The 24,545-nt window shown below is 34.5% G+C and carries 18 protein-coding genes; 3 read left to right on the forward strand and 15 right to left on the reverse strand.

The window, feature by feature from the left end; all coding sequences use genetic code 11:
• Positions 1 to 508: 508 nt before the first annotated feature.
• Positions 509 to 2,239 carry a retron Ec67 family RNA-directed DNA polymerase/endonuclease gene (locus AC4PG0_RS02975; protein ID WP_207578486.1) on the forward strand — a complete coding sequence of 577 codons (1,731 nt, stop codon included), beginning with the start codon at positions 509 to 511 and terminating at the stop codon, positions 2,237 to 2,239.
• 65 nt (positions 2,240 to 2,304) lie between these two features.
• Here AC4PG0_RS02975 and guaA read toward each other — a convergent pair whose 3' ends face one another.
• The 12 genes from guaA to AC4PG0_RS03035 all read right to left on the reverse strand — a co-directional run bounded on the left by guaA (position 2,305) and on the right by AC4PG0_RS03035 (position 15,662).
• Entirely contained in the window at positions 2,305 to 3,861 is a 1,557-nt protein-coding gene (gene guaA, locus AC4PG0_RS02980; protein WP_077916460.1) for a glutamine-hydrolyzing GMP synthase, read from the reverse strand.
• Positions 3,862 to 3,989: 128 nt separating this feature from the next.
• A complete protein-coding gene (locus AC4PG0_RS02985; RefSeq protein ID WP_045553399.1) occupies positions 3,990 to 4,394 on the reverse strand; it encodes a PTS sugar transporter subunit IIB in 405 nt (134 codons plus the stop codon).
• 60 nt (positions 4,395 to 4,454) lie between these two features.
• Positions 4,455 to 4,763 carry a putative quinol monooxygenase gene (locus AC4PG0_RS02990; RefSeq protein ID WP_003771336.1) on the reverse strand — a complete coding sequence of 103 codons (309 nt, stop codon included), beginning with the start codon at positions 4,761 to 4,763 and terminating at the stop codon, positions 4,455 to 4,457.
• 12 nt (positions 4,764 to 4,775) lie between these two features.
• Entirely contained in the window at positions 4,776 to 5,600 is an 825-nt protein-coding gene (gene nadE, locus AC4PG0_RS02995; protein WP_153648226.1) for an NAD(+) synthase, read from the reverse strand.
• 11 nt (positions 5,601 to 5,611) lie between these two features.
• Complete coding sequence (locus tag AC4PG0_RS03000; protein WP_492167452.1) at positions 5,612 to 7,102, reverse strand: nicotinate phosphoribosyltransferase; 1,491 nt, start codon at positions 7,100 to 7,102, stop codon at positions 5,612 to 5,614.
• A 117-nt stretch (positions 7,103 to 7,219) separates the two neighbouring features.
• Positions 7,220 to 7,603: a glycerol-3-phosphate cytidylyltransferase gene (tagD, locus tag AC4PG0_RS03005; RefSeq protein WP_003724631.1), complete on the reverse strand. Its 384-nt coding sequence runs from the start codon at positions 7,601 to 7,603 to the stop codon at positions 7,220 to 7,222.
• A 64-nt stretch (positions 7,604 to 7,667) separates the two neighbouring features.
• A complete protein-coding gene (locus AC4PG0_RS03010; protein WP_492167451.1) occupies positions 7,668 to 8,819 on the reverse strand; it encodes a CDP-glycerol glycerophosphotransferase family protein in 1,152 nt (383 codons plus the stop codon).
• 12 nt (positions 8,820 to 8,831) lie between these two features.
• A complete protein-coding gene (locus AC4PG0_RS03015; RefSeq protein WP_492167450.1) occupies positions 8,832 to 9,986 on the reverse strand; it encodes a CDP-glycerol glycerophosphotransferase family protein in 1,155 nt (384 codons plus the stop codon).
• Entirely contained in the window at positions 9,986 to 11,374 is a 1,389-nt protein-coding gene (locus AC4PG0_RS03020) for a glycosyltransferase family 2 protein (RefSeq protein ID WP_492167449.1), read from the reverse strand. Before AC4PG0_RS03020 ends, AC4PG0_RS03015 begins: the two co-directional genes overlap by 1 nt.
• Positions 11,375 to 11,514: 140 nt before the next feature.
• Entirely contained in the window at positions 11,515 to 12,540 is a 1,026-nt protein-coding gene (locus AC4PG0_RS03025) for a ribitol-5-phosphate dehydrogenase (protein ID WP_003761653.1), read from the reverse strand.
• Entirely contained in the window at positions 12,533 to 13,246 is a 714-nt protein-coding gene (locus AC4PG0_RS03030; protein WP_003766398.1) for an IspD/TarI family cytidylyltransferase, read from the reverse strand. Before AC4PG0_RS03030 ends, AC4PG0_RS03025 begins: the two co-directional genes overlap by 8 nt.
• Positions 13,247 to 13,310: 64 nt before the next feature.
• A complete protein-coding gene (locus AC4PG0_RS03035) occupies positions 13,311 to 15,662 on the reverse strand; it encodes a bifunctional glycosyltransferase/CDP-glycerol:glycerophosphate glycerophosphotransferase (protein ID WP_185484269.1) in 2,352 nt (783 codons plus the stop codon).
• Positions 15,663 to 15,836: 174 nt separating this feature from the next.
• Between AC4PG0_RS03035 and galU the strand changes: the two genes are divergently transcribed.
• Complete coding sequence (gene galU / locus AC4PG0_RS03040) at positions 15,837 to 16,724, forward strand: UTP--glucose-1-phosphate uridylyltransferase GalU (RefSeq protein ID WP_003766393.1); 888 nt, start codon at positions 15,837 to 15,839, stop codon at positions 16,722 to 16,724.
• A gap of 54 nt (positions 16,725 to 16,778) precedes the next feature.
• On the opposite strand, the gene AC4PG0_RS03045 is transcribed toward galU, so the two are convergent.
• The 3 genes from AC4PG0_RS03045 to AC4PG0_RS03055 form a co-directional block, all read right to left on the reverse strand.
• A complete protein-coding gene (locus tag AC4PG0_RS03045) occupies positions 16,779 to 17,726 on the reverse strand; it encodes a glycosyltransferase family 2 protein (RefSeq protein WP_003771326.1) in 948 nt (315 codons plus the stop codon).
• Positions 17,727 to 17,736: 10 nt separating this feature from the next.
• On the reverse strand, positions 17,737 to 19,590 hold the full coding sequence (locus AC4PG0_RS03050) for a DUF6020 family protein (protein ID WP_492167448.1): 1,854 nt from the start codon (positions 19,588 to 19,590) through the stop codon (positions 17,737 to 17,739).
• 125 nt (positions 19,591 to 19,715) lie between these two features.
• Complete coding sequence (locus tag AC4PG0_RS03055) at positions 19,716 to 21,944, reverse strand: SH3 domain-containing protein (RefSeq protein ID WP_492167447.1); 2,229 nt, start codon at positions 21,942 to 21,944, stop codon at positions 19,716 to 19,718.
• Between the two features lie 551 nt (positions 21,945 to 22,495).
• Here AC4PG0_RS03055 and AC4PG0_RS03060 point away from each other — a divergent pair.
• Positions 22,496 to 24,526: a DUF6270 domain-containing protein gene (locus AC4PG0_RS03060; RefSeq protein WP_003771322.1), complete on the forward strand. Its 2,031-nt coding sequence runs from the start codon at positions 22,496 to 22,498 to the stop codon at positions 24,524 to 24,526.
• The last annotated feature ends 19 nt before the right edge of the window (positions 24,527 to 24,545 follow it).

Consider the following 24,545-nt stretch of genomic DNA (forward strand, 5'->3'; position numbering starts at 1 on the left):
ATTTTATCACAAAATATTCTAAACAAAAATTTTTACTAGCTTATTAATCCATAAAAATAACGTTTGTTCAAGTCTACTGAATGAAAGACTATTAAATGTTATATATATGTTTTATATTATAATGGAGCACAATATAATAAAAGGATAAACTTTTTTATCAGCGAACAGTATTTAAATTAGCAGCTGATTATAAAATTAAAAACCCTACTTTAAGACGCTTTCATGTTATCTTGCGTAGCCCAACGAAAAAATTTCTAAGTGATCTCTGAGCGATTAACACTTGGCGATATACTATATATAAAAGCAATACATAAAAAATACTACCAAATATTAGATTTTAAGTTATAATAGACTTTAGACGTGTGGTTAGATTTTTAACTTGTGTTTCGCAAGTTTTGATAAAAAAGGTAGAGAGACTTGTTCATTATCCTTACTGTACCATAGGCGCTATTGCCTATAAAACGTAATGAGTAACCACACGGTCTATTTTTTTTGGAGGTAAATAAATATGGATACTTTTGAAGATGTAAATTCATTAGAAGAGCTTGCTAAAATTCTAAAAACACCGAAAAAATTTTTGACTTATATTTTATATAAGAAGAAGGTTGAAAACTCATATACAAATCTCTTAATCCCTAAAAAAAGTGGAGGTCAGAGAAATATTAGCGTCCCTTCGAAAGAATTAAAAGATGTTCAAAGAAATATCGTGAAAGTAATGTTAACACAACAAAATATATTCCAGTTTGAAAATAATATTAAATCTAATATTTCTCATGCTTTTACTAAAGATAAAAGTATTATAACAAATGCTGAAATACATAAAAATAAACGTTTTGTTCTTAATATAGATTTAGAAGATTTTTTTGAAAGTTTTCATTTTGGAAGAGTCCAAGGATATTTTGAGAAGAATAAGAGCTATTTATTCCCTAAAAATATAGCAACAGTTTTAGCTCAATTAACATGTTACAATGGTTCTCTACCACAAGGTGCGCCGTCATCTCCAATAATAACCAATCTAATTTGCAATATTTTAGATATGAAATTATTAAAAATTGCCAAAAAATATAAACTAGATTATTCAAGGTATGCTGATGATTTAACTTTTTCAACAAATAATAAAAACTTCGAAGAAAAGTCAGAAGAATTTTTTTATCAATTAGAAATAATTATTAAACAATCTGGTTTTAAAATTAATCCAAAAAAAACTCGACTCCAATATAAAACATCCAGACAAATTGTTACTGGATTGGTCGTAAATAAAAAAGTAAATGTAACTAGAGAGTTTTATAAAAATACTAGAGCAATGGCAAACTCTTTATATAAAACTGGCGCTTTTACTATAAATGATACAAAAGGTACTTTAAGACAGCTTGAAGGTCGTTTTTCATTTATAAATCACATAAATAAAGTAAATAATAAAAAAAGACAAATAAATGATAAAGAGTTGACATTTAATTTTAGATGTTTAAATGGTCAGGAAAAAGAATTTCAAAAGTTCCTATTTTATAAATATTTCTTTAATAATGAAAAACCATGCATTTTAACAGAAGGACCTACAGATATTCTTTATTTAAAAAGTGCTCTTAAAAACCTCTATGAAGATTATCCAAAATTAATAAAAAAAGTAAATGGAGAATTTATATTCAAAATTTTCTTTTTAGAAAGATTGAAAGACAAAAATACACAAAAAGTATCAAAAATGCAATATTTTTTTGGCTTAGAAAAAGATGGTGCTGATACTATGAAACAAATCTATAACTACTATGTTTCTGATAAAGAGAAGAAACATTGTCCAAATTATAGTGAATTGTTCAAAAAAATGAATGTCACTTCTAAGAATCCATGCATACTTATATTAGATAACGAGCTTAGTGTAAAGGATAAACCATTAAAAAATTTACTAAACTATATAGGTATAGATAAAGAGTGTAATAAGATTGCGGAATTAAAGGAAAAATATTATTTAAATATTACTTCAAATTTGTATGTTGCTACAAATCCCTTAGTTAATGAACTAAAAGAATGTGAAATAGAAGATTTATTAGAAGAAGCTGTCTTAAAGACAGAGCTTAATGGAAAAACATTTGAAAAATCCGAAAAAATTTTTAATAATACTAAAAATTATGGAAAAAGAGCTCTCTCTAAATATGTATGGAAAAATTACGATGATATAAATTTTGAAAACTTTAGACCTCTATTAGATGCCATTGATCAAATAGTAACAAAATATAATGATTAATTAATTTTATGTAAAATAAAGCCTAGAATCTTTTTAAAATAAGGATTCTAGGCTTCTTTTTATCACTATTCCCACTCAACCGTAGCTGGTGGCTTACTCGTAATATCATAAACAACACGATTCACATGATCCACTTCATTCACAATCCGCACCGAAATTTTCTCCAGTACATCCCACGGAATACGTGCCCAATCCGCTGTCATACCATCAATACTCGTCACCGCACGGACAACCACAGTATGGTCATACGTTCTACCATCACCCATAACACCAACGCTACGGATATTTGGAAGAGCTGTAAAGTATTGCCAGATTTCGCGTTCTAGGCCTGCGTTTTTGATTTCTTCGCGCAAGATGTAATCAGAATCACGAACAATTTCTAGTTTTTCTTCGGTGATTTCGCCAAGGACACGGATTCCTAAGCCTGGGCCTGGGAATGGTTGGCGCCAAACGATTGCGTCAGGCATGCCAAGTTCTGTTCCTAGTGCGCGAACTTCATCTTTGAAAAGTGTATTTAATGGTTCGATTAGTTTAAATTGCATATCTTCTGGTAAGCCGCCAACGTTGTGGTGAGACTTGATTGTTTGGGCAGTTGCTGTACCACTTTCGATGATGTCTGTGTAAAGTGTTCCTTGTGCAAGGAATTCTACGCCGTCTAGTTTGTTGGCTTCGTCGTCGAATACGTAAATGAATTCGTTACCGATGATTTTACGTTTTTGTTCTGGATCGGAAACGCCAGCAAGTTTGTCCATGAAGCGTTTTTTCGCATCTACTTTGATGATGTTCATGTTGAATTCGCCTTGTAATGTTGCCATTACTTGGTCAGCTTCCCCTTTGCGAAGAAGTCCGTGGTCAACGAAAATACATGTTAATTGGTCGCCAATTGCTTTATGAATTAACACACCAACAACAGAGGAATCTACGCCGCCAGAAAGTGCAAGCAAGACTTTTTTGTCGCCTACGATTTCTTGGATTTTAGCGATTTCAACTTCACTAAAGTTTTCCATTGTCCAGTCGCCTTTACAGCCACAAATGTTTAATGCAAAATTCTTCAGTAATTCGTTGCCGTAAGCTGAGTGACGTACTTCTGGGTGGAATTGCACGCCGTAAAGCAAACGATCTTCGTCCGCAATACCTGCAATTGGGCAAGACTTACTAGTAGCTGTTACTTCAAATCCAGCTGGTTCCTCGACAACTAAATCGCCATGACTCATCCAAACAACTTGATCTGTTGGTAGGCTAGCAAATAAACGGCTTGGGTTTTCAACGTGAATGTCCGCTTTCCCGTATTCGCGGTCTTTCGCACGTTCTACTTTGCCACCGAAGTGCGTTGTCATTAATTGCATGCCGTAACAAATTCCTAAAATCGGAATTCCCATGTCAAAGATTCTTTCGTCTGCGCGGAAGGCATCTTCGTCATACACACTGTTAGGTCCTCCTGAAAAAATAATCCCCGTTGGATTTAGTGCTTTCATTTCTTCAACTGTAATAGTATGCGGATGTAATTCACTATACACACCGAACTCACGAATGCGGCGCGTAATTAGTTGATTGTACTGACTACCAAAATCTAGAACGATAATTTTCTCTTGCTCGGTAAAGTCTTTCATAATTTTAAACAAAACCACCCTTATCTATAAAATGAAACCGCAAAATCGCGGTTACTTCACAATAATATAAGAAAAGGACAAATCACTTGTCCTTTTCATCTTCTTTCATTTTAACGTTTCCCCTCTAAAGTTGCAACACCTTATTTGGAATTTTTCGCGTTCATTAAGGCTAGACCTTGCGTGAGAATCTTATCCCCGCGCATCCGCCCGAAATCGAGTGAATCAATATTAGCGCAAGGAATATTTAGTTCTCCTAATACTTCCTCCACTGTTTTGTACATATATTTCACTTGTGGTGCTACTAAAACGGCATCGACTTGCTCTTTGTAATCACGGAATTTCCCGGCTGTAATCGCGCCGACCGGTCCCATGACAACAACCAAATCTCGCTCGCTGTATTTTTCGCGAAAACTATCTTTATATTTCACATCATCTGGAAATAGTAGAACAGCGTCCATTCCTTCTGATGTCGCGCTTTTCACGACATTTTGTGCCATTAAGCTTGACGTCGCACCGCCAGCACAAACAATCATCAACGTTTGCATTTGTCATCCCTCCAAAAAAATGATTCCAGGAGAGTCCTAGAATCATTCATGTTTTATCACCTATATGCCTTTTCCGCCGAGTATGTCTAATTCTTGTATTTGTTTTATATCTTTTATTAAAGGTTTGGCGCGTTTAATTGTTTCTTGTACAGCTGGGTTATCAAGAGATGCTTTATGGTGCCCTTTGTCAACCCAAATTTCAGAAACAAACACCGTGTCTGGCTCGGTTTCAGATTCGCTGACAATATACTGAATACACGTGTTGTAATCATCCAATCCTTCAGCCGCTTCAAGCAAAATTTTAACTAAATTATCTTTTTCTCCTGGATGTGTATAAAATGCAGTTAATAAACCATAACCAACTTTCATTTAAACAGCCTCCTATTTCCAGAAATCGTCAAATATAGTAATTGCCATATGGCGTTTATGTTCGGTTTTAATAAACCAATTCTCAATTTTTGCTGCGGCATCTGCTGGAACTTCTTTGCCTTCTAAGTAATCGTCAATTTGGTCATAAGTCACACCAAGCGCGACCTCATCAGGAAGAGCCGGTTTATTATCTTCTAAATCTGCTGTCGGTTTTTTCAAATATAAATGTTCTGGGCAGCCAAGCTCTTTAAGAAGCGCCTTGCCTTGTCTTTTGTTCAAGCGGAACAGTGGATTTATATCCGTTCCCCCGTCGCCGTATTTCGTATAAAAGCCAGTAACAGCTTCCGCGGAGTGATCGGTTCCAACAACGACGCCTTTGTGCATCGCTGCAATCGCGTATTGAACTTTCATCCGTTCGCGTGCTTTTTCATTACCTTTCGCGAAATCGGATAGTTCAACTCCTGCTTCTTTTAGCGCCGCAACACTCGCATCAACCGAAGCTTTAATATTTACGGTTAAGCGATTATCTGGTGCCATAAAATCAAGTGCATCTTGACGGTCCGATTCATCTAGTTGTGTTCCGTATGGTAAGCTCACCGCGAAAAATTGATACTCATCGTCTCCCGTTTCCGCTCGTAATTCGCTTATCGCCATCTGTGCTAGTTTTCCAGTTAAAGTCGAATCTTGTCCCCCAGAAATCCCCAGAACAAAGCTTTTTAAGAACGTATTCTTTTTTAAATATGCTTTTAAAAACTCGACACTTTTCCGGATTTCTTCGTGTGCATCAATTGTTTCTGCCACTTGCATATCTGCTAAAATTCTTTCTCTGATTTCCATTATAATTCCTCCTAAAACGGCATATCTAGTTCAACTGGTGAATGAAGTTGGACACTTTTACGTACTTTTTCGATATTGCGCATCTTGTTTTTCCAACATTTAACGCTTAAATCAACTGGGTATTGCTCCGGACGAACTGTTCGTTTATACTCATCCCAAAGCAGCGCCAAGTTTTCTTCTTTATATGCTTTAATTTCATCTAAAGTCGGCATGTCATAAACAAGTTCCCCATCTTTAAAAATCGGTACAAGTAACTCGCGAGCAGTGAAATTCTCGACGGTCTTCATAATATACGTATGAACTGGGTGGAACATCGTTAGTTTGTCGACATTTTCAAGTGATTCATCCGCTAAAGCAATATAATCACCTTCTGCTTTTAAGCCATCTTCATTCGTAATAATCCGGTAAACTTTCTTCTTACCAGGTGTTGAAACTTTTTCGGTGTTACTAGAAAGTTTAATCGAATCTTGTAAAATATCATTTTCATCAGCAATCGCCGCCATTTTGTAAACTGCTCCCAGCGCTGGTTGATCGTAGGCCGTGATCAGTTTCGTACCCACACCCCAAGAATCGATTTTGGCTTTTTGCGCTTTTAACGACAAAATGGTATGTTCATCTAAATCACTTGAAGCAAAAATTTTCGCTTCTGTAAAGCCAGCCTCATCCAACATTTGGCGCGCTTTTTTAGATAAGAAAGCCATATCTCCACTATCTAGGCGGATGCCGATAAAGTTAATTTTATCGCCCATTTCTTTCGCTACTTTAATCGCATTTGGTACGCCGGATTTTAGCGTATCGTATGTATCTACTAAGAAAATCGAATCAAAATGCGTTTTTGCGTAACTTCTAAATGCTTCTAGTTCGTCGCGGTAGGCTTGAACCATCGCATGTGCCATCGTACCAGACACAGGAATACCGAAAATCTTTCCAGCTCGAACATTACTTGTGGAATCACAACCGCCGATGTAAGCCGCTCGTGTGCCCCAAATAGCCGCATCCATTTCTTGTGCACGTCTTGTACCAAATTCAGCAAACGTTTCGTCGTCAATAACAGAACGAATTCGCGCCGCTTTTGTTGCAATCAGCGTTTGGAAATTCACAATATTAAGCAAAGTTGTTTCAATCAATTGTGCTTCTGCCAAGCTTGCTTCTACTTGAAGGATTGGCTCGGTTTTAAACACGAATTCCCCTTCTTTCGCAGCAAGAATATTTCCTTTAAATTTAAAATTACGTAGATATTCGAGGAAAGGTCCGTCAAACCCAAGTTCATCATGTAAATAAGCAATATCCGTTTCTGTAAAACGTAAATTTTGCATATAATTAATAATTCGTTCCAGTCCAGCAAATACAACAAAACCTGAATCAAATGGCATGTCTCGGAAAAAAACTTCAAATACCGATCTACGCTCATGAAGTCCATCGTCAAAATACGCTTTCATCATATTTAGTTGATATAAGTCTGTATGCAGCGTTAGACTATCATCTTGAAATAAATTTGTCATTTCTTCTGCTCCTATCATAACTAGTTCTTTGCGTTATTATTTATACATAATAATAGCACAAAACAAGCCTACCACCTAATAATTGAACATTACCGGTCTGCCTGTTTTGTGCTACGACTATTTTAAATCATCTTTAATCTTGGAAGTAGAAATACCGTCTGTCCGTGGTAAATAAACAACTTCACAATAAGGTTTTAAGAAGTCAAATTCGCCTTCCCAATCATCACCCATCACAAAAATATCAATATCACGATTTTTAACATCTTCTAATTTTTGTTCCCAGTTACTTTCTGGAATCACTTCGTCGACATATCTGATTGCCTCTAAAATTAATTTGCGATGTTCAAAGTTATGGTATGCTTCTTTGTGTTTGATTCGATTAAATTCATCGGTTGAAATGGCTACAATAAGGTAATCACCTAAAGCTTTTGCTCGTTCTAATAAACGAATATGCCCCCAGTGAATTAAATCAAATGTGCCATATGTAATTACTTTCTTCATCAGCCCACCTACTTTCTTTAGTAGTATATCAAGAAAACAAAAATTTCTCTACTTGTTAGCAGTGCTACTTTTCAAGCTGTTCTTTTAAAAAGGATACAAAACGCTCACTTGAAAATCCATCCGAATATTTATTCCATTTCTCAGCAAATAACCGAACTTTTTCCAAATCAAACGTATTATTTTGTATTACTTCAATTAGCTCAGTCGTTGTAAAAACATGGGGGCCAGGAATGGTTTCTAAAAAGCCATCTGAAAGTCCTCTAGCATTATCATATTCCGTTAAATCATACGTAAAGAAAATCATTGGTTTTTGAAGTAAAGCAAACTCAAACGGAATGGAAGAATAATCAGTAATTAAAATATCCACAACTGGTAGTAACGTTTCAATCGGCGTTTCTTTATCCACATAAATGACAAAATCATCATCTAGTTTCTCTAAATCATTACTAATAGAAGGATGTAATTTTAAAATCAATTGATATTCATTTCCTAAGGCTTGTTTCATTTCCGCAATATCTAAATGTAACTTTGCCATTCCCAACTCATTATCCCGAAAAGTCGGCGCATATAGTAATTTTATTCTGTTTGTTAAATGTAAATGCTCGAATGACCACTGATAATTTTCTTGTAACTGCGCTTCTATGAAGAAATAATCAGTCCGTGGAACACCAAGTTTCAACATGTTCGATTCATCTAGTAAAAATGATTTTTGGAAAATTGATGCCATTTCATCAGAACCAACAAGTACTTTTGTAAAACGCTTATATACTTCTTGAAATCTTTTCTTATCCCGATCTGACCTTTTTTGCGCTGCTTTATCTTCCCAGCCAAATTTCTTAAGCGCACCGTTTGCGTGCCAAACTTGGATACAATTTACGCCATTTCGTAATTTCAAGCCAGCTAATTCCACAAAATAATTATCCGTGACAACCACTTTTGCCGTATTGAGGTGAAACATTAATGGAATAAATTGTTGCAGTGTCTTCGGTTTAACTTTTATAAAGTCTAAAGATAGCTTTGATACGTCTACTCTAGGATCATAGAAGACAATTGTTTTTGGAGTGACATTGGCCAGTTTCATTTGCTTAATAATCGCAGTGGGATTTTCTTCAAAACTTATAAGAAAAACAACTTTTTGCTGAACTGGTAAAAGGCTCGCCAAGAATCCAATTATTTTAACAGCAAGCATATACATATAAATTGCTATTTTTTTCAATATTCCCACCGCCTATTTTTCAGCAAAAACTTTTTTCACTGTTTTCTCTGCTGCGTGCCCGTCTTCCCAAGTACAGAATTGTTCTAAAAAGCTTTCTGCAATTTGAGGAGGATTTTCAAGCATGATTTCTATTTCTGCCATTAAAGCATCATTCATTTCAACAAGTGGTCCTGGGGCATTTTGTTCAAAATCAAAGTAAAAGCCTCTAAGTGTATCGCGATATTCAGCCAAATCATACGTATAGAACAACATTGGTCTTTTTAAATTAGCATAATCAAAAAATACGGAAGAATAATCGGTAATTAATAAATCGCTCACTAAATACAAATCTCTAATATCTTCGTGTTTTGAAGCATCTCGTACAAAATCGCCATACTGCGTGAAATCAAAATGTTCTGCTACGAGATAATGCATCCGAACTAACAGAACGACTTCATCGCCAAATTTTTCTTGCATTTTGGCAATATCAATCTTTAAATCAAACTTATATTTTCCGATTTCGTAAAAATCATTATCACGCCAAGTTGGCGCATATAAAATAACTTTCTTATCTTCTGGAATATTTAAGGCCATTTTGATATTAGCGATTTTCAACTCTTTATCCGCACTAAATAAAATATCATTTCTCGGATAGCCAGACTCAATCATTTCCCCAGTGAAACCAAATGCACGTCTGAAAATCGTACTAGAATACGCATTAGGTGAAATTAAATAATCCCACTTCTGCGCCTCTTTCACAAAATCAGCCTTGTATTGTTCGGTTGTTTGGCCAGGCATATGTACTTCATCGATGTCGACACCTAGTTTTTTCAAAGGCGTTCCGTGCCACGTTTGTACATAAATAGTTTTTTTCGGTTTTGGTAGCTCAAGCGGCAGTCTACTATTAGAAATCCAATATTTAGCTAAGCCCATTTTAAACAACCAATTAACAGAAAAACGCTTAACATACGGTACCCCGTGCGCTTCAAACAAATCAACATACTTCGGATTTACACTCCACAACAACTCGTATTCTGGATTATGCTCTTCCATATATTCAAAAATAGCACGTGGATTACAACTATATTGCTTCCCAGAAAAGCTTTCAAACATCACTAATTCTTTTCTTCGAGGTAAAAATCCTACTAGCTTAAATAGGAAATAATATATTTTTTGTACAAACTTCATCAGGATACTCCCCCCTGTTTAAACTTTCGCTTTAAAGCTTTATTTCTTTTTAATTTTCCTAACACACTCTTGATGACATTTAAATCTATCATTGTTATTTTTTGATTTTTGTCTTGGTAAAACACTTGGACTTTCAATTGATATGGTTTTAACCGTGTCACCACTTTTTCAAGTGTACCCTCTTCACGAACAACAATATCCCAAATTGTTTGGGCTGTTTTTCGTTTTACCACTTTTGTTTGCGCCGTACCTACAGATGTACTAGCAAAGAATTCTGCGCCCTCTGGTAAAGTTTCCCGCGCCTCTTCTAGTAAGAGCTCCACTGTTACAGCTTTTCCAGGACGGTAATTTTCTTTTACTGTGACAAGCGGAACTTCTTCTAATTCTGCCGTCTTAAACTGTACTGGCCAGCCGTTTCGCAAAATTGAAAGCATCATTTCTTTTACAACAAGTGGTGTATTCAGTGCTACAATCATCTCCGGACCAACTTCTTGTAATATTTTCTGTAATTCACGCACAAAGATTTCTTGTTCCTGCTCATTTAATACTTCTTTAAAATAAATGTTTTCTTTATAAAAAAACAACTTGGCATGGTACGCGATTAAATACTGCACATATGGAATCACTTCGCCAAAAATTTCTTTAGAGTTTGTTAAATAAGTTTGGTACACCTTTTGTAAAAATGGCGTATATCTTTCCGGTTGCTTCCAAGCTGAACTTACTAAAGAACCTTTTTGCTTTAAATCACGATAGTAATAGTAACCAGCATCGGCAATCAATCCGTAACTTCTATTTTCAAGCAAAAATTTCGTAATTAAAAGCTGATCTTCCGCAAATTTAAGCGTTTCATCAAAGGCAAATTGCTTCAAACTTTCGAAACGAAAAAAAGTACCGCCAATATAAAAATGAATTGCTTGCGGTTCTTTTTCAATCGCTACAACTCGATTTCCATTTGTGAAACGGTCATTTAATTTATGTGGAGAAATTTTTTGTTTTTTTCCAAAATCATCTAAATAATAAAAAGCTGGGACAAGCATATTAACAGCTGATTGTTCTAGGAAGTTCACCATACTAAAAAGCATATTTGGTGATAACAGATCATCTGCATCTAAAAATCCTACAAAGTCAGTGTCTTCTTGTACATTATGTATTCCAATATTTCTCGCCTTAGAAGGACCACCATTCGGGACATCAAAAACGCGAATATTACTCGGATATTTTTCGGCATAGCTATGAGCAATCGCACTACTACGGTCCGTGCTCCCATCATTAATAAGCAGAACTTCCACATGCTTCAAAAAGCTGTAAGTCTGCTTAATTATACTATCTATGGATAAAGCCAACCTTTTTTCCGCATTGTAAAAAGGAATTATAATCGCAAATTTCATTCTTTTTTCCCTCTCCATATAAAACTGGGAAGTTAAGGTCTCGCATATGAACGCCGAATTTCCTCTCGACTGCCTTGCTTCCTAAATATACTTTAGCAAACAAATTCATAAGCGTATAGCCTAAACTCCCCAATGTTTTATTATATCTTCCACTCCATAACGCTTTTGCCCCATGGACTACGTAAATCAGCTTCAAAGGCTTCGATTACATCTTGAATCGAATGCACCGTATGCACTTCACCAACTAGGTTTTGTAAATATTCTACCCCGCGTTTGTTCGTGGATAGAAATTCTACTGTTTTTTCAAAGTCAACCCGGCCGCTACGACTACTTCCGTAAACTGTAAGTCCTTTTTCGAGTACCATACGTGAGTTAAATTCAATCGGATACTCAGAAACTCCTAGTAACGAAATAGTTCCTTCAGGTTTAATTACATCAATAATCTGACTGACTGCATACTGACTACCCATTCCTCCAGCACATTCAAAAGCTTGATCAATGACTAAATCAGCTGGTACATCATCAATCGAATATGCGCCATCTACAAAAGAAAAGAAGTCTAATTTATATGGTGTTTTTCCAAAAATGTAAACTTTACTTTCTGGATACCAATTTTTTAATAATAAGGAAGTGATAAAGCCTAAGTTTCCATCACCCCATACGCCAAAGCTATCACGGTTAGCGTTACTTTTTCCTTCAAAACGTAAAATCGCATGTACAGCAACAGAAATAAGCTCAGAAAATGCCGCTACTTTCATATTGATGTCATCAGGTAATGCAACAACCCGGTCACGACGCATAAAAACATAATCTTGCATTAAACCATCATAACCACTAGAACGGAATTTACTCGAACGTAAATAGTTCTCAGCAATGACTGGATCATTCTCAAATGGTGTGTTCGGAATCATGACAACTTTTGTTCCAGGTTTAAACTCTTTTGTTGCGTCATAAACGACTTCGCCAACGCCTTCATGAATAAGCGCCATTGGAAGTTTTTTAGAAAGCATTTCTTTTCCTCTAGAACCTGTATAGTAGCGTTGGTCTGCCGCACAAATAGATAAATGAGTAGGTCTAACAACGACCACATCACCAGCTAAAGATTCGTCCACATTGGCAACTTCAAACTGTCTCTCTGACACAAGTCTATATACTTGATTAATCATTGGCTATCCGCTCCTGAATAATCGCATTCGCTACTTTCAAATCATATGGAGTTGTAATTTTTATATTGAAAATCTCGCCTTTAACAAGCTTCACCTGATCGCCAGCAAGCAAACAAATTTTACATGCGTCTGTTAAAATTTGTTTTTTCTCTGCGCTTAAGTTTTGATAATGATTATATACTTTTTTCATATTGAAACTTTGTGGTGTTTGCCCTTGATACATTTGATCTCTGACAGGAATATCTGTAATAAATTCATGATTACTTGATTCAACGATTGTATCAAGTGCTTCAATAACAGTATCTACAGCGCCTGTTTCAATCGCAGCATCAATGTTTTCTTCAATAATTCGGTGCGTTAAAAATGGGCGCACAGCATCATGTGTTACGATAATATCTTCATCGTTTAAACCAAATGTTTTTTCGACATAACGAATTCCGTTCATAATTGTTTCATTACGGTCTTCCCCGCCTTCAATTACGACAATTCGATCATCAGAAATATATTTTTTAATATTATCTTCAGCATGATTCATCCATTCTTTAGGTGAAGAAATAAGAATTTTATCAAATCGTGTATTTAAAATAAATTTTTCTACTGTATGAACAATGATTGGTTTACCATTTAGAGGTAGAAATTGTTTCGGCATGCTAACGTTACCCATTCGCGTACCTTTTCCTCCAGCTAAAATTTGAGCGTATATCATCCTCTAATCTCCTTTAACTGTTTTTTTGACATTGTTAATTATATCATATTTCAAAAAGTAAATCTTACTTAATAAGTTCTTTCACAATTCGTTCAGCAGAGTTGCCGTCTAAATCGTCGAAAAATCTTTCTTTAAACACACGAACTTTTTCTAAGTCAAAATCGTTTGCTTTGATTGTTCCAATTAATTCTTCATTTGTACGTACTATTGGACCAGGAACAAATTCTTCATAATTATAATAGAAATTACGTTCTCCTAGGTAACCCTCCAAATCGTATGCATAAAAGAGCACTGGTTTTTCCATAATAGAGAAATCAAACACTACTGAAGAATAATCAGTAATTAAAATGTCGGTATTAATCAAGACATCATTAATATCTTCATTACTCATATTAAATGCAAACTCTTGTAAATCAAATGGAATACCAACGCCTCGAACTACAGAAGGATGCATCTTTAAAACAAGTACGTACTCATCCCCTAATTGTTCCGCTAAACGTCGAATATTTAAATTCATCACAAATTGTTGGCGTTCACCAGGACCACCACGGAAAGTAGGCGCATAAGTAATGACTTTTTTATTTTTTAAAGCAGGATATTTTCCTTCAAAAACGTTTTTAATATAGGCTTTGTATTCTTCATTGAAAAAGCGATCAGTACGCGGTACGCCAAGTGGCAATACATTTTTTTCATCCACATCAAACGCTTCTGCATAAAATGGCACAATTTCACTGGAAGAAACTACTACTTTGGAATAGTTTTTATGTGCATCTCGTTCAAAACTTTCTGTATTACTATCTGCATAACCGATTGAACTAAAACCGAACTTTTTAAAAGCTCCAGCCGCATGCCAAAGTTGAATAACTTCAGAATCTTTACGAAGAGTTAATCCATAAATTTGGCGATAATAATCATCTAAAAAGATGTACTCAGCAGTTGCAATATCCTTATACATTTTTAAAAGTTCTAAAATAGTTCTTTGCGGTTGCTTCAAATAACCTACTACTTTATAATCTGGCTTTTGTAAAATAATTTCATCATAAACTGCTTTAAATGAATCAGCCAACACATCATGTTTATTCGTTAAAAAGATTATTTTACGTTCTTTTTTCCCTAACTTATAAAATGGAAAAGCTATTCTTCTCGCATAAAAATTACGTGATAATCCTACTAGTTTTTTCCAATTTTTAACAACTACTTTTTCAAATCCAGTCGAAATAGTAGATTTTAGCTTACGTGCTACAAGACGGTTATAGATAGGTTTTACTGAATTTCGTTTAGCCGCTTTTTCACCAGCACGAACTTCTTTAGGATAATCGGAGGATAATAATTTATTCAACGAACCTGGATCTAATTTTTCATAAGCTAATCTCAGCGCTCTTAAGTAACTAGGGCGCGCTTTTTCTTTAATGAATGTATAGCGATTAATAGTTTCAAATGTTAATAGTCTTTGGAATACACCTAGATTATTAAACAAATGGAAATCCATTGAATCTACTAATGTACGGAAAGCATCAAACATTTTGATTTGTGTTTCCGCATCGCCGTTCAACAGAATACCTTTGTACGCAGGCCAAATATCCGTTGCAATAATTCGGTCATGGTAATCCACTCTGATTTTTTGAAGTGCAACTGGATTAGTCACATACTCTTTCAAAAGAGCATCAGACAGCTTTATACTTGCAATAATATCTTTAAAACTTACATAAGGATTCGAAGTAACTATTTGTGATAAAGAAATATCTCCTTCATCTTCTCGTGCACGATAATTATAAATAATTTCATCTACGGTATAAATACTTTTAGATTTCAAATACGCTTCAATTACAAAAGGATGATCTTCTGCAACTTTGATCGAATCTGGAAAACGGATATCTTGTACTACTTCACGAAGGTACAGTTTATTACAAGGTCCTAATGTATAAAGCATTTCCGGATTTTGAATAAGTGTTTTACGTCCGCTTTTAAAAACGCCTTTGTTATAGTGCCCGCCAATAAACCATGAACGATTACTATTAAAACTAACAGAAATACCCGTGACTACTCCTACTTGCTCTTTCTCAGCAGCCTCGTACATGATTTCTAACGCTCTTTCCGGGAGGATGTCATCAGAGTCCACAAAACTAATATATTTGCCTTTAGCAATGCTTAAACCATTGTTACGTGCCATACCTGGACCAGCATTAGGTTCCTTAGCTACGCAAATGTTATCAAAACGGTCGCCGTAATCCATAATTTTTTCGAAGCTTCCATCTGAAGACCCATCATCTACTAGTATAATTTCAATGTCTTTTAGTGTCTGGTTTAATAACGATTCAATAGTTTCATCAATATAATTAATTACATTGTAGACTGGAACTATAGCAGATACTTTAGGTTCTGCTAATTTTGATTCTCTTATAATCTCATAGAGCATTCTTAATCTCCCTTTATACTTTTATTTATTTACTTTCTTCAATCTATTACAATTGCCCATAAATGTCAAGATTACATCGTAAAATGTCCCCTTTTAATGTCCAGCTTGAATTAAGATAAGTGAATGGCGTATAATGAACATAATTATAGCAATATATTTTAAAGGAGAGTACATATGAAAGTAAAAAAAGCAGTCATTCCAGCAGCGGGGTTAGGTACTAGGTTTCTTCCTGCCACAAAAGCTATGCCTAAAGAAATATTACCAATTGTGGATAAACCAACTATTCAATATATAGTAGAAGAAGCAGTTGAATCTGGTATTGAAGATATTTTAATCGTAACAGGGAAAGGAAAAAGAGCGATTGAAGACCACTTCGATTCCGTTCCTGAACTTGAGCTTAACTTACGTGAGAAAAATAAATTAGAATTACTTCATTTAATTGAAGAAACAACAAATATCAATCTCCACTTCATCCGTCAGTCTAAGCCTAAAGGTCTTGGAGATGCCATTCTTCAAGCAAGAGGATTTGTTGGTAATGAGCCATTTATCGTTATGCTAGGTGATGATATTGTTCAAGCTAAAACACCATGTGCCAAGCAATTAATCCAACAATATGAAAAAACACATAGCTCGATTATCGGCGTTCAAACTGTACCTCACGAAGAAACTTATCGTTATGGTATTATTGATCCAATTGATGAATACAGCAAAAATTTATATAATGTTAATGGATTTGTAGAAAAACCCGATCCTAATGAAGCACCATCTAATCTTGCTATCTTAGGAAGATACTTACTAACTCCACAAATTTTTGATTTCCTTGAAACACAAAAACCAGGAGCTGGTGGCGAAATCCAACTTACCGATGCTATTAATAGCCTAAATGAAATCCAACGCGTTTTCGCCTATGATTTTGAAGGTGAACGTTATGATGTTGGAGATAAATTTGGTTTCATCAAAACAACGATGCAGTTTGCTTTAAAACACCCTGAAATAAAAGATGAGGTTGCTAATTTAGTAGATGAGCTTTATTTACAACTTCACGCGAAAGATAAAAAATAAATATTAAAAACGCATGGCTTTTACAGAAGCCATGCGTTTTTTTATCTAATTATCTTAGTTTAACGGATTTCTTTCACGGTATTTAACAAGCTCTAAAAAGTAAACTTGTCTGTTTCTATGCGCTATCGTATCAAGAATTAAACCGCAAATGAAGAACAATATTCCCATTAAAATTAAACCTGTTGCAAGTAGTGCACTTGGGAATTTAAGAACTAAGCCAATTTGAGCAAATTGTATTATGACTGGCAAGCCAACAAGAATTCCTACAAGAACAAATAAAGAAGCTAGCAAATTGAAAAATAGGAACGGGCGACTATTTTTAAACAATCTTACAATAGTCATAATTACTTTGAAACCATCCGAGAAAGTATTTAGTTTAGATTCACTACCTTCTGGACGATCACGGTAATCAATTTCAATTTCTTTCACTAGAAAACGATTTTCTAGCGCGTGGATACTCATTTCAGTTTCAATTTCAAAGCCAGGACTTAAAACTGGCATTGTCTTAACAAAATAACGGTCAAAACCACGGTAACCTGTCATTATATCTCTTAAATTACTTTTAAAAATACGATTAATTGTATTACGCACTAGCGAGTTACCAAAGTCATGGAAATTTCTTTTGTTTTCTTCTGTATAAGTTCCATTACTTAAACGGTCACCAATGACCATATTCGCTTCTTTGTTACGAAGAACCTCTAGAATTTCATGGCAATACTCTGCAGGATACGTATCATCCCCGTCCACCATTAGATAATAATCCGCATCAATATCCGCAAACATCGAACGAACTACATTTCCTTTACCTTGGCGCATTTCTTTACGAACGATTGCACCATGCTCTTTTGCTATTTCAAAAGTTTTATCTTTAGAATTATTATCATAGACGTAAATATCTGCATTTGGTAACTCTTTCTTAAAATCATCAATTACCTTGCCTATTGTAAGCTCCTCGTTATAGCAAGGTAAGAGTACAGCTACTTTCTCATTTAGAATTCCCATGATTCTCTCCTTAAATTTGATTTTCTTTATAATTTTTTAATTTAGTTGCAAAAAAGACTATCGGTACAGTAAACACGAAGCTATAACAATATCTAAAGTCCGTTGCCGGCATAGCAATTGCTATCGTGATAATAGCCATCACCACTGGCGCAAATATAAGCAATTTCTTTTTCGGGCGCTGTAAACATACAGCTGCAATAGCAATAACAAGTAGAACTAATGGTATTGCTCCCTTTAATAAATAATTTTGCCATTCTTCTGTTGTCTTCACAAAAATGTCATCAGTTATTTTCTTTATACCAGGTGCTTTAGATATGGAAATTAGTGGATTTGTAGAGTCCTTAATTCTTTCCTTGTATTCACTGTAACTTACAGCTTCTTTTCCAGTCGCATTTTTATATTCTACTTGATAGCCCTGATATCCTAATTTGTTTATCTCTTCTTCCGATAAACCGTCCGGGAAGAATTTCGCGAAAGCTCTGACATCATATCTCATCTCTTGAATATCTGCTGGAGTATCAAAATATACTTTATAATCTTCTGGAGAATAAAACTGCCAAATAACTGCGACTTGATTTAAGTAAGCCTCCACATAAGTCCCAAAATTGGCCGTCAACAGTTTAAACCAGTTTTTAATATATAGACCAAAATCATCCTCAATAACAGATGAATTATATTCAGCGTCATGTTTAATTGGATCTACAGTATATGGATTATAATCTTTTTTCCAATTTTCTTCAGGCAATATGGAAGTAAAATACTCTTTTAATTCTGGCGTAAAATTACCATTATTGTAAAAAGTAGCTCCAATTTGTTGTGAAGGAATAGCTAATGCCTGGTTTAATGGATTTGGTTGAGCATGAAGTACATTCGTCATAACAAGACTAAATAAAAAGTTCAACCCTAGAGTACCAACAATTACTCCAGTTAATATTAGTCGATAATTTTTCATAAAAATAAGCAAACATAGCAGTGAAACGATTATTATCATAATTCCATTGTTTCGTAAGTTTATGCATACAAAAGCGACTAAAACGAAAGCAGCAAAATGCCACCAATTTTTTAACCATAAACCGTTAGACTGCACTATTTTAAGTATTAACACAGTGAAAAGCAGAATAAAAGCGGCAAATGGAAAATCCTTCCATGCTGTAGCTGAATAAATCATTGCTACAGGATAAAGGGCGTAACCGATAGAAATACAAACGCCAATCCAAATATTTGCACCCATTTTTACAAGTGTATAAATTGCAAAACCTACAATTAATGAACCAACGAGGATTTGAGAGAAAATATAACTGGCAGGCGAATTATAGATAGCACTTGTAGTTTCTATCCACAAGGTATGTAAAAGCGGATGCCACTGACTATATTGTCGAATTCCATGAGCCATTCCCCACTGGAAATAAGAGTCAAAAGTCATTTTTGCTGGATAATAAGCGAGGAATGACATCATCCAGACTACAAAAGGAATACTCGAAAATAGGACAAATAGCGTCCATTTGGGTTTGCGTTCTTCTCTTACTTTATATTCTGTTTTCATTTCAAGTAATAAAAGAAAAACAAATGCAGTAATCACAAAAAAAGTTCCTAATAAAATGATACTATTAAAAATAAAATTCCCGCCGTATGGTCCACCATTATATGATGAAGCCATCCAAAACAAACTAATTACTATTGATGTAATCAATGTTGACCATTGAAGTTGAATGTTCCTTACTTGTCTAAAATAAAGAACTGTTAATACTACTACGAATAACAACCAAGTTAAAGTTAGTTTGAAAGATTCTGAGTAGTAGTTAATAGTAAGTAAACTTAGTATTAGTAACAAGACTCCAACTACAACTCTTTTTTTATTTAACACGCTTATTCTCCACTCCCTACATAAAACATTACTATTGTTTAATATAGCAAAAAAAAGATAGTTACGCAACGACAATTTAAAGCGAGCCCCTACGCAAAAGGCGTAAAGGCTCGCTTTAATTTTATTTACTTATATTTTGGTACATCAAAGTCTTGTCTGTAATTTGATAACTGATTATATAGTTTTTGCATACCTGTAGTTTGTTTATATGCCCAGCCAATATCTGTTGCATACATGTGAGTTCCAGGGTTAGCAGGATTATATCTCATTTTGTAAAGTGTATCTTGACCTTTGGCAATGTAATTTTTTGCAACAAAATCAGCACCACCGATGATAGCTTTTTCAGGAGTATCCCAACCTTGTTTATAAGCGTATTCAGAACCGCCACGTAAAGGATCGCTATCAATAGCACCAATCCCGTACATATTATAAACTTTTTTCGGTGTAACAGGCTTACCACCTACAACACTAACAGTAATCCCATTAGCAAGCTTAGATGAACCATTACCAGTTTCCAAGATAGAGTGGGATATTAAATAAATCTCATTAATATTGGAAGTTTGTGCTGCTTTATTGAAGCTACTTGCTTTATTTGCTAATATTCCTTTTCCAGCGAGAATATTTTTATTCACTTCATTTATATCCACATTAGCTGGTTTAGACAGCACTAGGAATTGTAAATATGCCGCAGTATCTTTTTCAAAATTACTTGGATTTAAATAATAAGAAGTATCAGCTTGTGTGGCATTAACCCATTGACGGTTAAATTTAAAATTATACCACTTGCTTCCATCTGATGCTGTTACAGTATTTAAAATAGTAATTTCTTCTCCACTTTTCAGCTTCCCTTGTACAAAACCAGTTTTACTTGCAGTGCTTCTAACTTGCCCAGAAGCATTGATAGCAACGCCTTTATTTGAACCTGTAGTTTTAATTGCTTCTACATTGATATAAGAGTTAGCTGGCTTTTTATCGGTTTGCGGAACATCTGCCATGATTTTCGACAAAGCAGTTGCAAATGTAATAGGATAGTTCGTTTGTTTGTATGTCTTTTTAATTGGTTGATATGGCGTATCACTAAAGTATCCGATGTTCATGTACCCAACTGAGTTACCATAAACAAATTTAGCCCAATTATTATTATCAACGCTACCTACTTCCATCTCTACTTTAGCGCTTTCTGGAATCACGGTAACAGTTGTACTATCATACGTCCGTGCTTGTCTTAAGTTTATATTTCCAGTAGCATATTTCACACTATATTTGGCATTTGGAGTTTTAGCAGTAATATAGGCAGATTTCATGTAACCAATTCTACCTTTATAAGCTACCTTCATCCAACCGTTTGCATCAGTCGAATTCTGTTCTACATAAACTTTAGCGTTTTTAGGCGCTTGAACAATTATCTCAGAATCGTAACTACGGCTGCTACGGATGTTTAAATCACTAATCGCATAGTTTTCAAAATAGATTTTTGTTGGATCATAAGTAGATAAATATGACTCTCTCATAAATCCAGTTTCACCAGTATTTGTGATAATTTTTACCCAACCGTTATTATCCATCGAACCATCTTCTACATACATTTCTTGGTTCTGAGGAATGGAAGTTACTATAGCTGTATCAAAACTTCTACCGGCACGAAGATTGACAAGATTTGGTGCATAGTAAGTACCATATGTTTTTGTTGGATCAGTTAGAGAAAAATAGTTCGTCTTCATATATCCAACTTTACCTTGATACAAAATCTTTGCCCAACCACTTGAATCAACGGAGCCTTGTTCCATATAAAACTGTTGATTTACAGGAATTGTTGTTACTACAGAAGAATCAAACGTGCGCGATTCTCTCACATTGATTGCACCTGGAGCATAATACTTAATATAATCCAATGTCGGATTAGTTACAGAAAGATAGCCTTCTTTCATATAACCGACATGCCCTTCATAAACAATACGCACCCATCCATCGCTATCTTTGGAATTATCTTCCACATAAAACTTTTCATTCGTAGGAATAGCAAGGAGAATGGCAGAATCAAAATTCCGGTCTGCGCGAAGGTTTATTATACTTGGAGCATAATATTCCCCGTAGCTTCTTAATGGATTTAACATGGTTAAATAATTAATTTTCATGTAGCCAGTATGACTTTTATAAGAAATTTCAACCCAACCATCATTATCTTCAGAGCTAGGTTTTACTTTCACTTCTTCATTTTTAGGTATAGTTGTAACTACGCTACTTGAAAAGTCCCTTTGAGAGCGTAAATTTATATCATTAATTGCATAATAATATAAGGATTCTGAGGCTGCGTATGCTTTTACAGTGGGAAAAAGTACCGTACCTAAAAGCATAATAAGTAACAACTTACAAATTAACTTTTTTATTTTTATTCTAATCAACCACTCTTTCGTATACTATCCTTTATCAGGTAGCATAAAATTATTTAATATCTTTAAAACCAATCTATTATTGTAGTATTAGTCTAAATCATGCATGAAGATCGATTTTAAATTTAGACAACTTGTTCAGTGGTTCCTTAAAAATTGTCTTTTTTTAATGATCCCCTTGTTTCCTTGCCCTCCCTTTTAATTTAATACTAGTCTATATTCTACCAAATTTTAGCCCTTTATGCGTTACATCTTTGTTACAAAAACTTATTAAATATGCGTGAAAAGGACTTTATGCCTATTGACTAGCTTGAGAAATAATAGCTTCCATATAAATTCACTAGCCTCCCATCTAGCTTTTTCCATAATTTGAAGCATGTCTCACTAAAAAATGTAATATTTTTATTTAACTACTAACCGTAAAAATTTTTCATTTGATTTTTTGGTGGTAATTAAATTTTTATGCTAAAATGTAATAATATGATACTAAATACTTGCAAGGAGAATGGAACTATATGAAACCCTATTTAACTAATATTGAATTCCACCAAGAGACTCAAACATGGACTATTTCTGGAACGTGCTCTCTTAAAATCGATGAAATACAAGCACACTACACAGAAATGTTCGAATTCCTTCGCCCTGAAAAGAAAGTAAATCTATCTTTTGAAACAAACGGAAATACATTTACTGCCACTATCCCAATGTCCGAAATAGCAGAAAATTCTATTACAAGTAATAAAACACCGTGGAATTTCCGGATAGTCAGCGGTGGCAAAAAATATCCACTTGAATCTGATGGACCAGTTACAAATAAAGAAATAGCACCAAAAAATGCTTTCTATCAATATCTATTTGAATTTCCAGAAGGTCTAGTTACCTTGTTTAGTAAACCGAAAGATATTACAGCTACACTCACAGATTTTGCTATAACACCTGATACTTTATCTGGAGCAATTAAATTAAATATACCAATTGAACCGGATACATACAGAGCAGAATTAGTTATCAAACGTCGTCCCTATTCAGCTCTTTACCTGTTCCATGAACAAGAAGAAGCTTTCCCAATTGGCACGTTAAAAACTGATTCTCTAAATTTCCAAGTGAAATTGCAAGCACTTTCATCTAATCTACTCGTTGACTCAAACAATGTTGTCGATACTTTCATTCGACTAAATTCGCTTTCTATAAATAAACAACATGATTTTTTCTTAAATATCGATACTTCTATCAAAAACATTATTCCAAGAGAAGTAGAGCTTAGTCAACCGAAACACAGCAAAATAACTACTTATGTGACCGGATCTAATCGTTTGTCTTTCTACTTTAGAAAAAATTATCAAGAAATAGTTAGCCTTACAGCTTTCCAAGAAGATGATAATAAAATTGATCTTCAGTTTTCGATTCCTAAAAGCTTCACTGATAGCAAATTAGTTATTAAAAGAAGAGATTATAAGGCAGCTCTCTTTGAATACTATATAGAGCAAGTTTATCCTATAAAAAAAGGCTTAATGAAAACAGGTACAACTATTTCTAGACAAGAATTTTTATCCGGTAATGTCAATAAAGAAAATGCAATCTGGGACTTCTTTATCCGCTCCAACGATCAACCTGATTTACCAATTTTCATTCCTGACACAATTGATTTATCGAAAAATAAATTCCATAAAGTAGCTAATCATCCATTCCTAGCTAGAATCATTAAAAACGGAGCAAAAAACCTTTCAATCAATACTAATCCTGCTCCTGAATCAAATGCCAACACGCTAAAAATAGCTGTAATGGGATCTTGTTTTAGTAGAAATGCTTTTAATTCTAAACCCTTTTTCAATCCAGATTATAAACGCTTTTTTGAAGTTACGTTTACCCAGTCTCATACTTCTCTTTTTAGTGTTTTATCCAAACCTTACACGGGAGTAAATATTGATGACTACGGTAATATGACAGATAATGAGAGAAGAACACTTCAAGCTGATTTTGATAAAGGCTTCTTTGAAAAACTAGAGAATTCCAACTCTGATTATCTACTATTAGATTTGTATGCTGATGTTTTACGTGGTCCAATTTGGTTGGAAAGTGGAGAAATCCTTAGCTTATCATATATAAGTGAGCAATCAGGTATCCTTAATGATTTACCAATCAAGCGTCTACTCGACCATTCTAATAACGATGCCTTTTTCCAAGAATGGACAAGTTATGCAGATAAATTTATTGAAAAATTATTAACTGTAATGCCAGCTGAAAGAATCATTTTAAACAAAGGTGGCTTTACAACGAAGTATTATGATAAGAATGGCGCGATTCAAGAATATAAAATTAAAATGCGTATCGAGCGCAATAATTATTTCTGGGATCGACTAAATAATTATTTCCTATCTAAAGTCCCTACTGCTCAAGTAATCGACTTTACTAAAAAACCGTATATAGGAGATTACTATTATCCATTTGGTCACTCATTCTCTCACTATGAATCTGGTTACTACAAAGATTTCATGCGTGAAATGATTTATATTACTGAACGCGAAAAAAGAAAGTTAGATAATTAATTAAAAAATCCCCGCTTAC

It is taken from the genome of Listeria sp. MAN/IMW/UF464 (assembly GCF_058683955.1).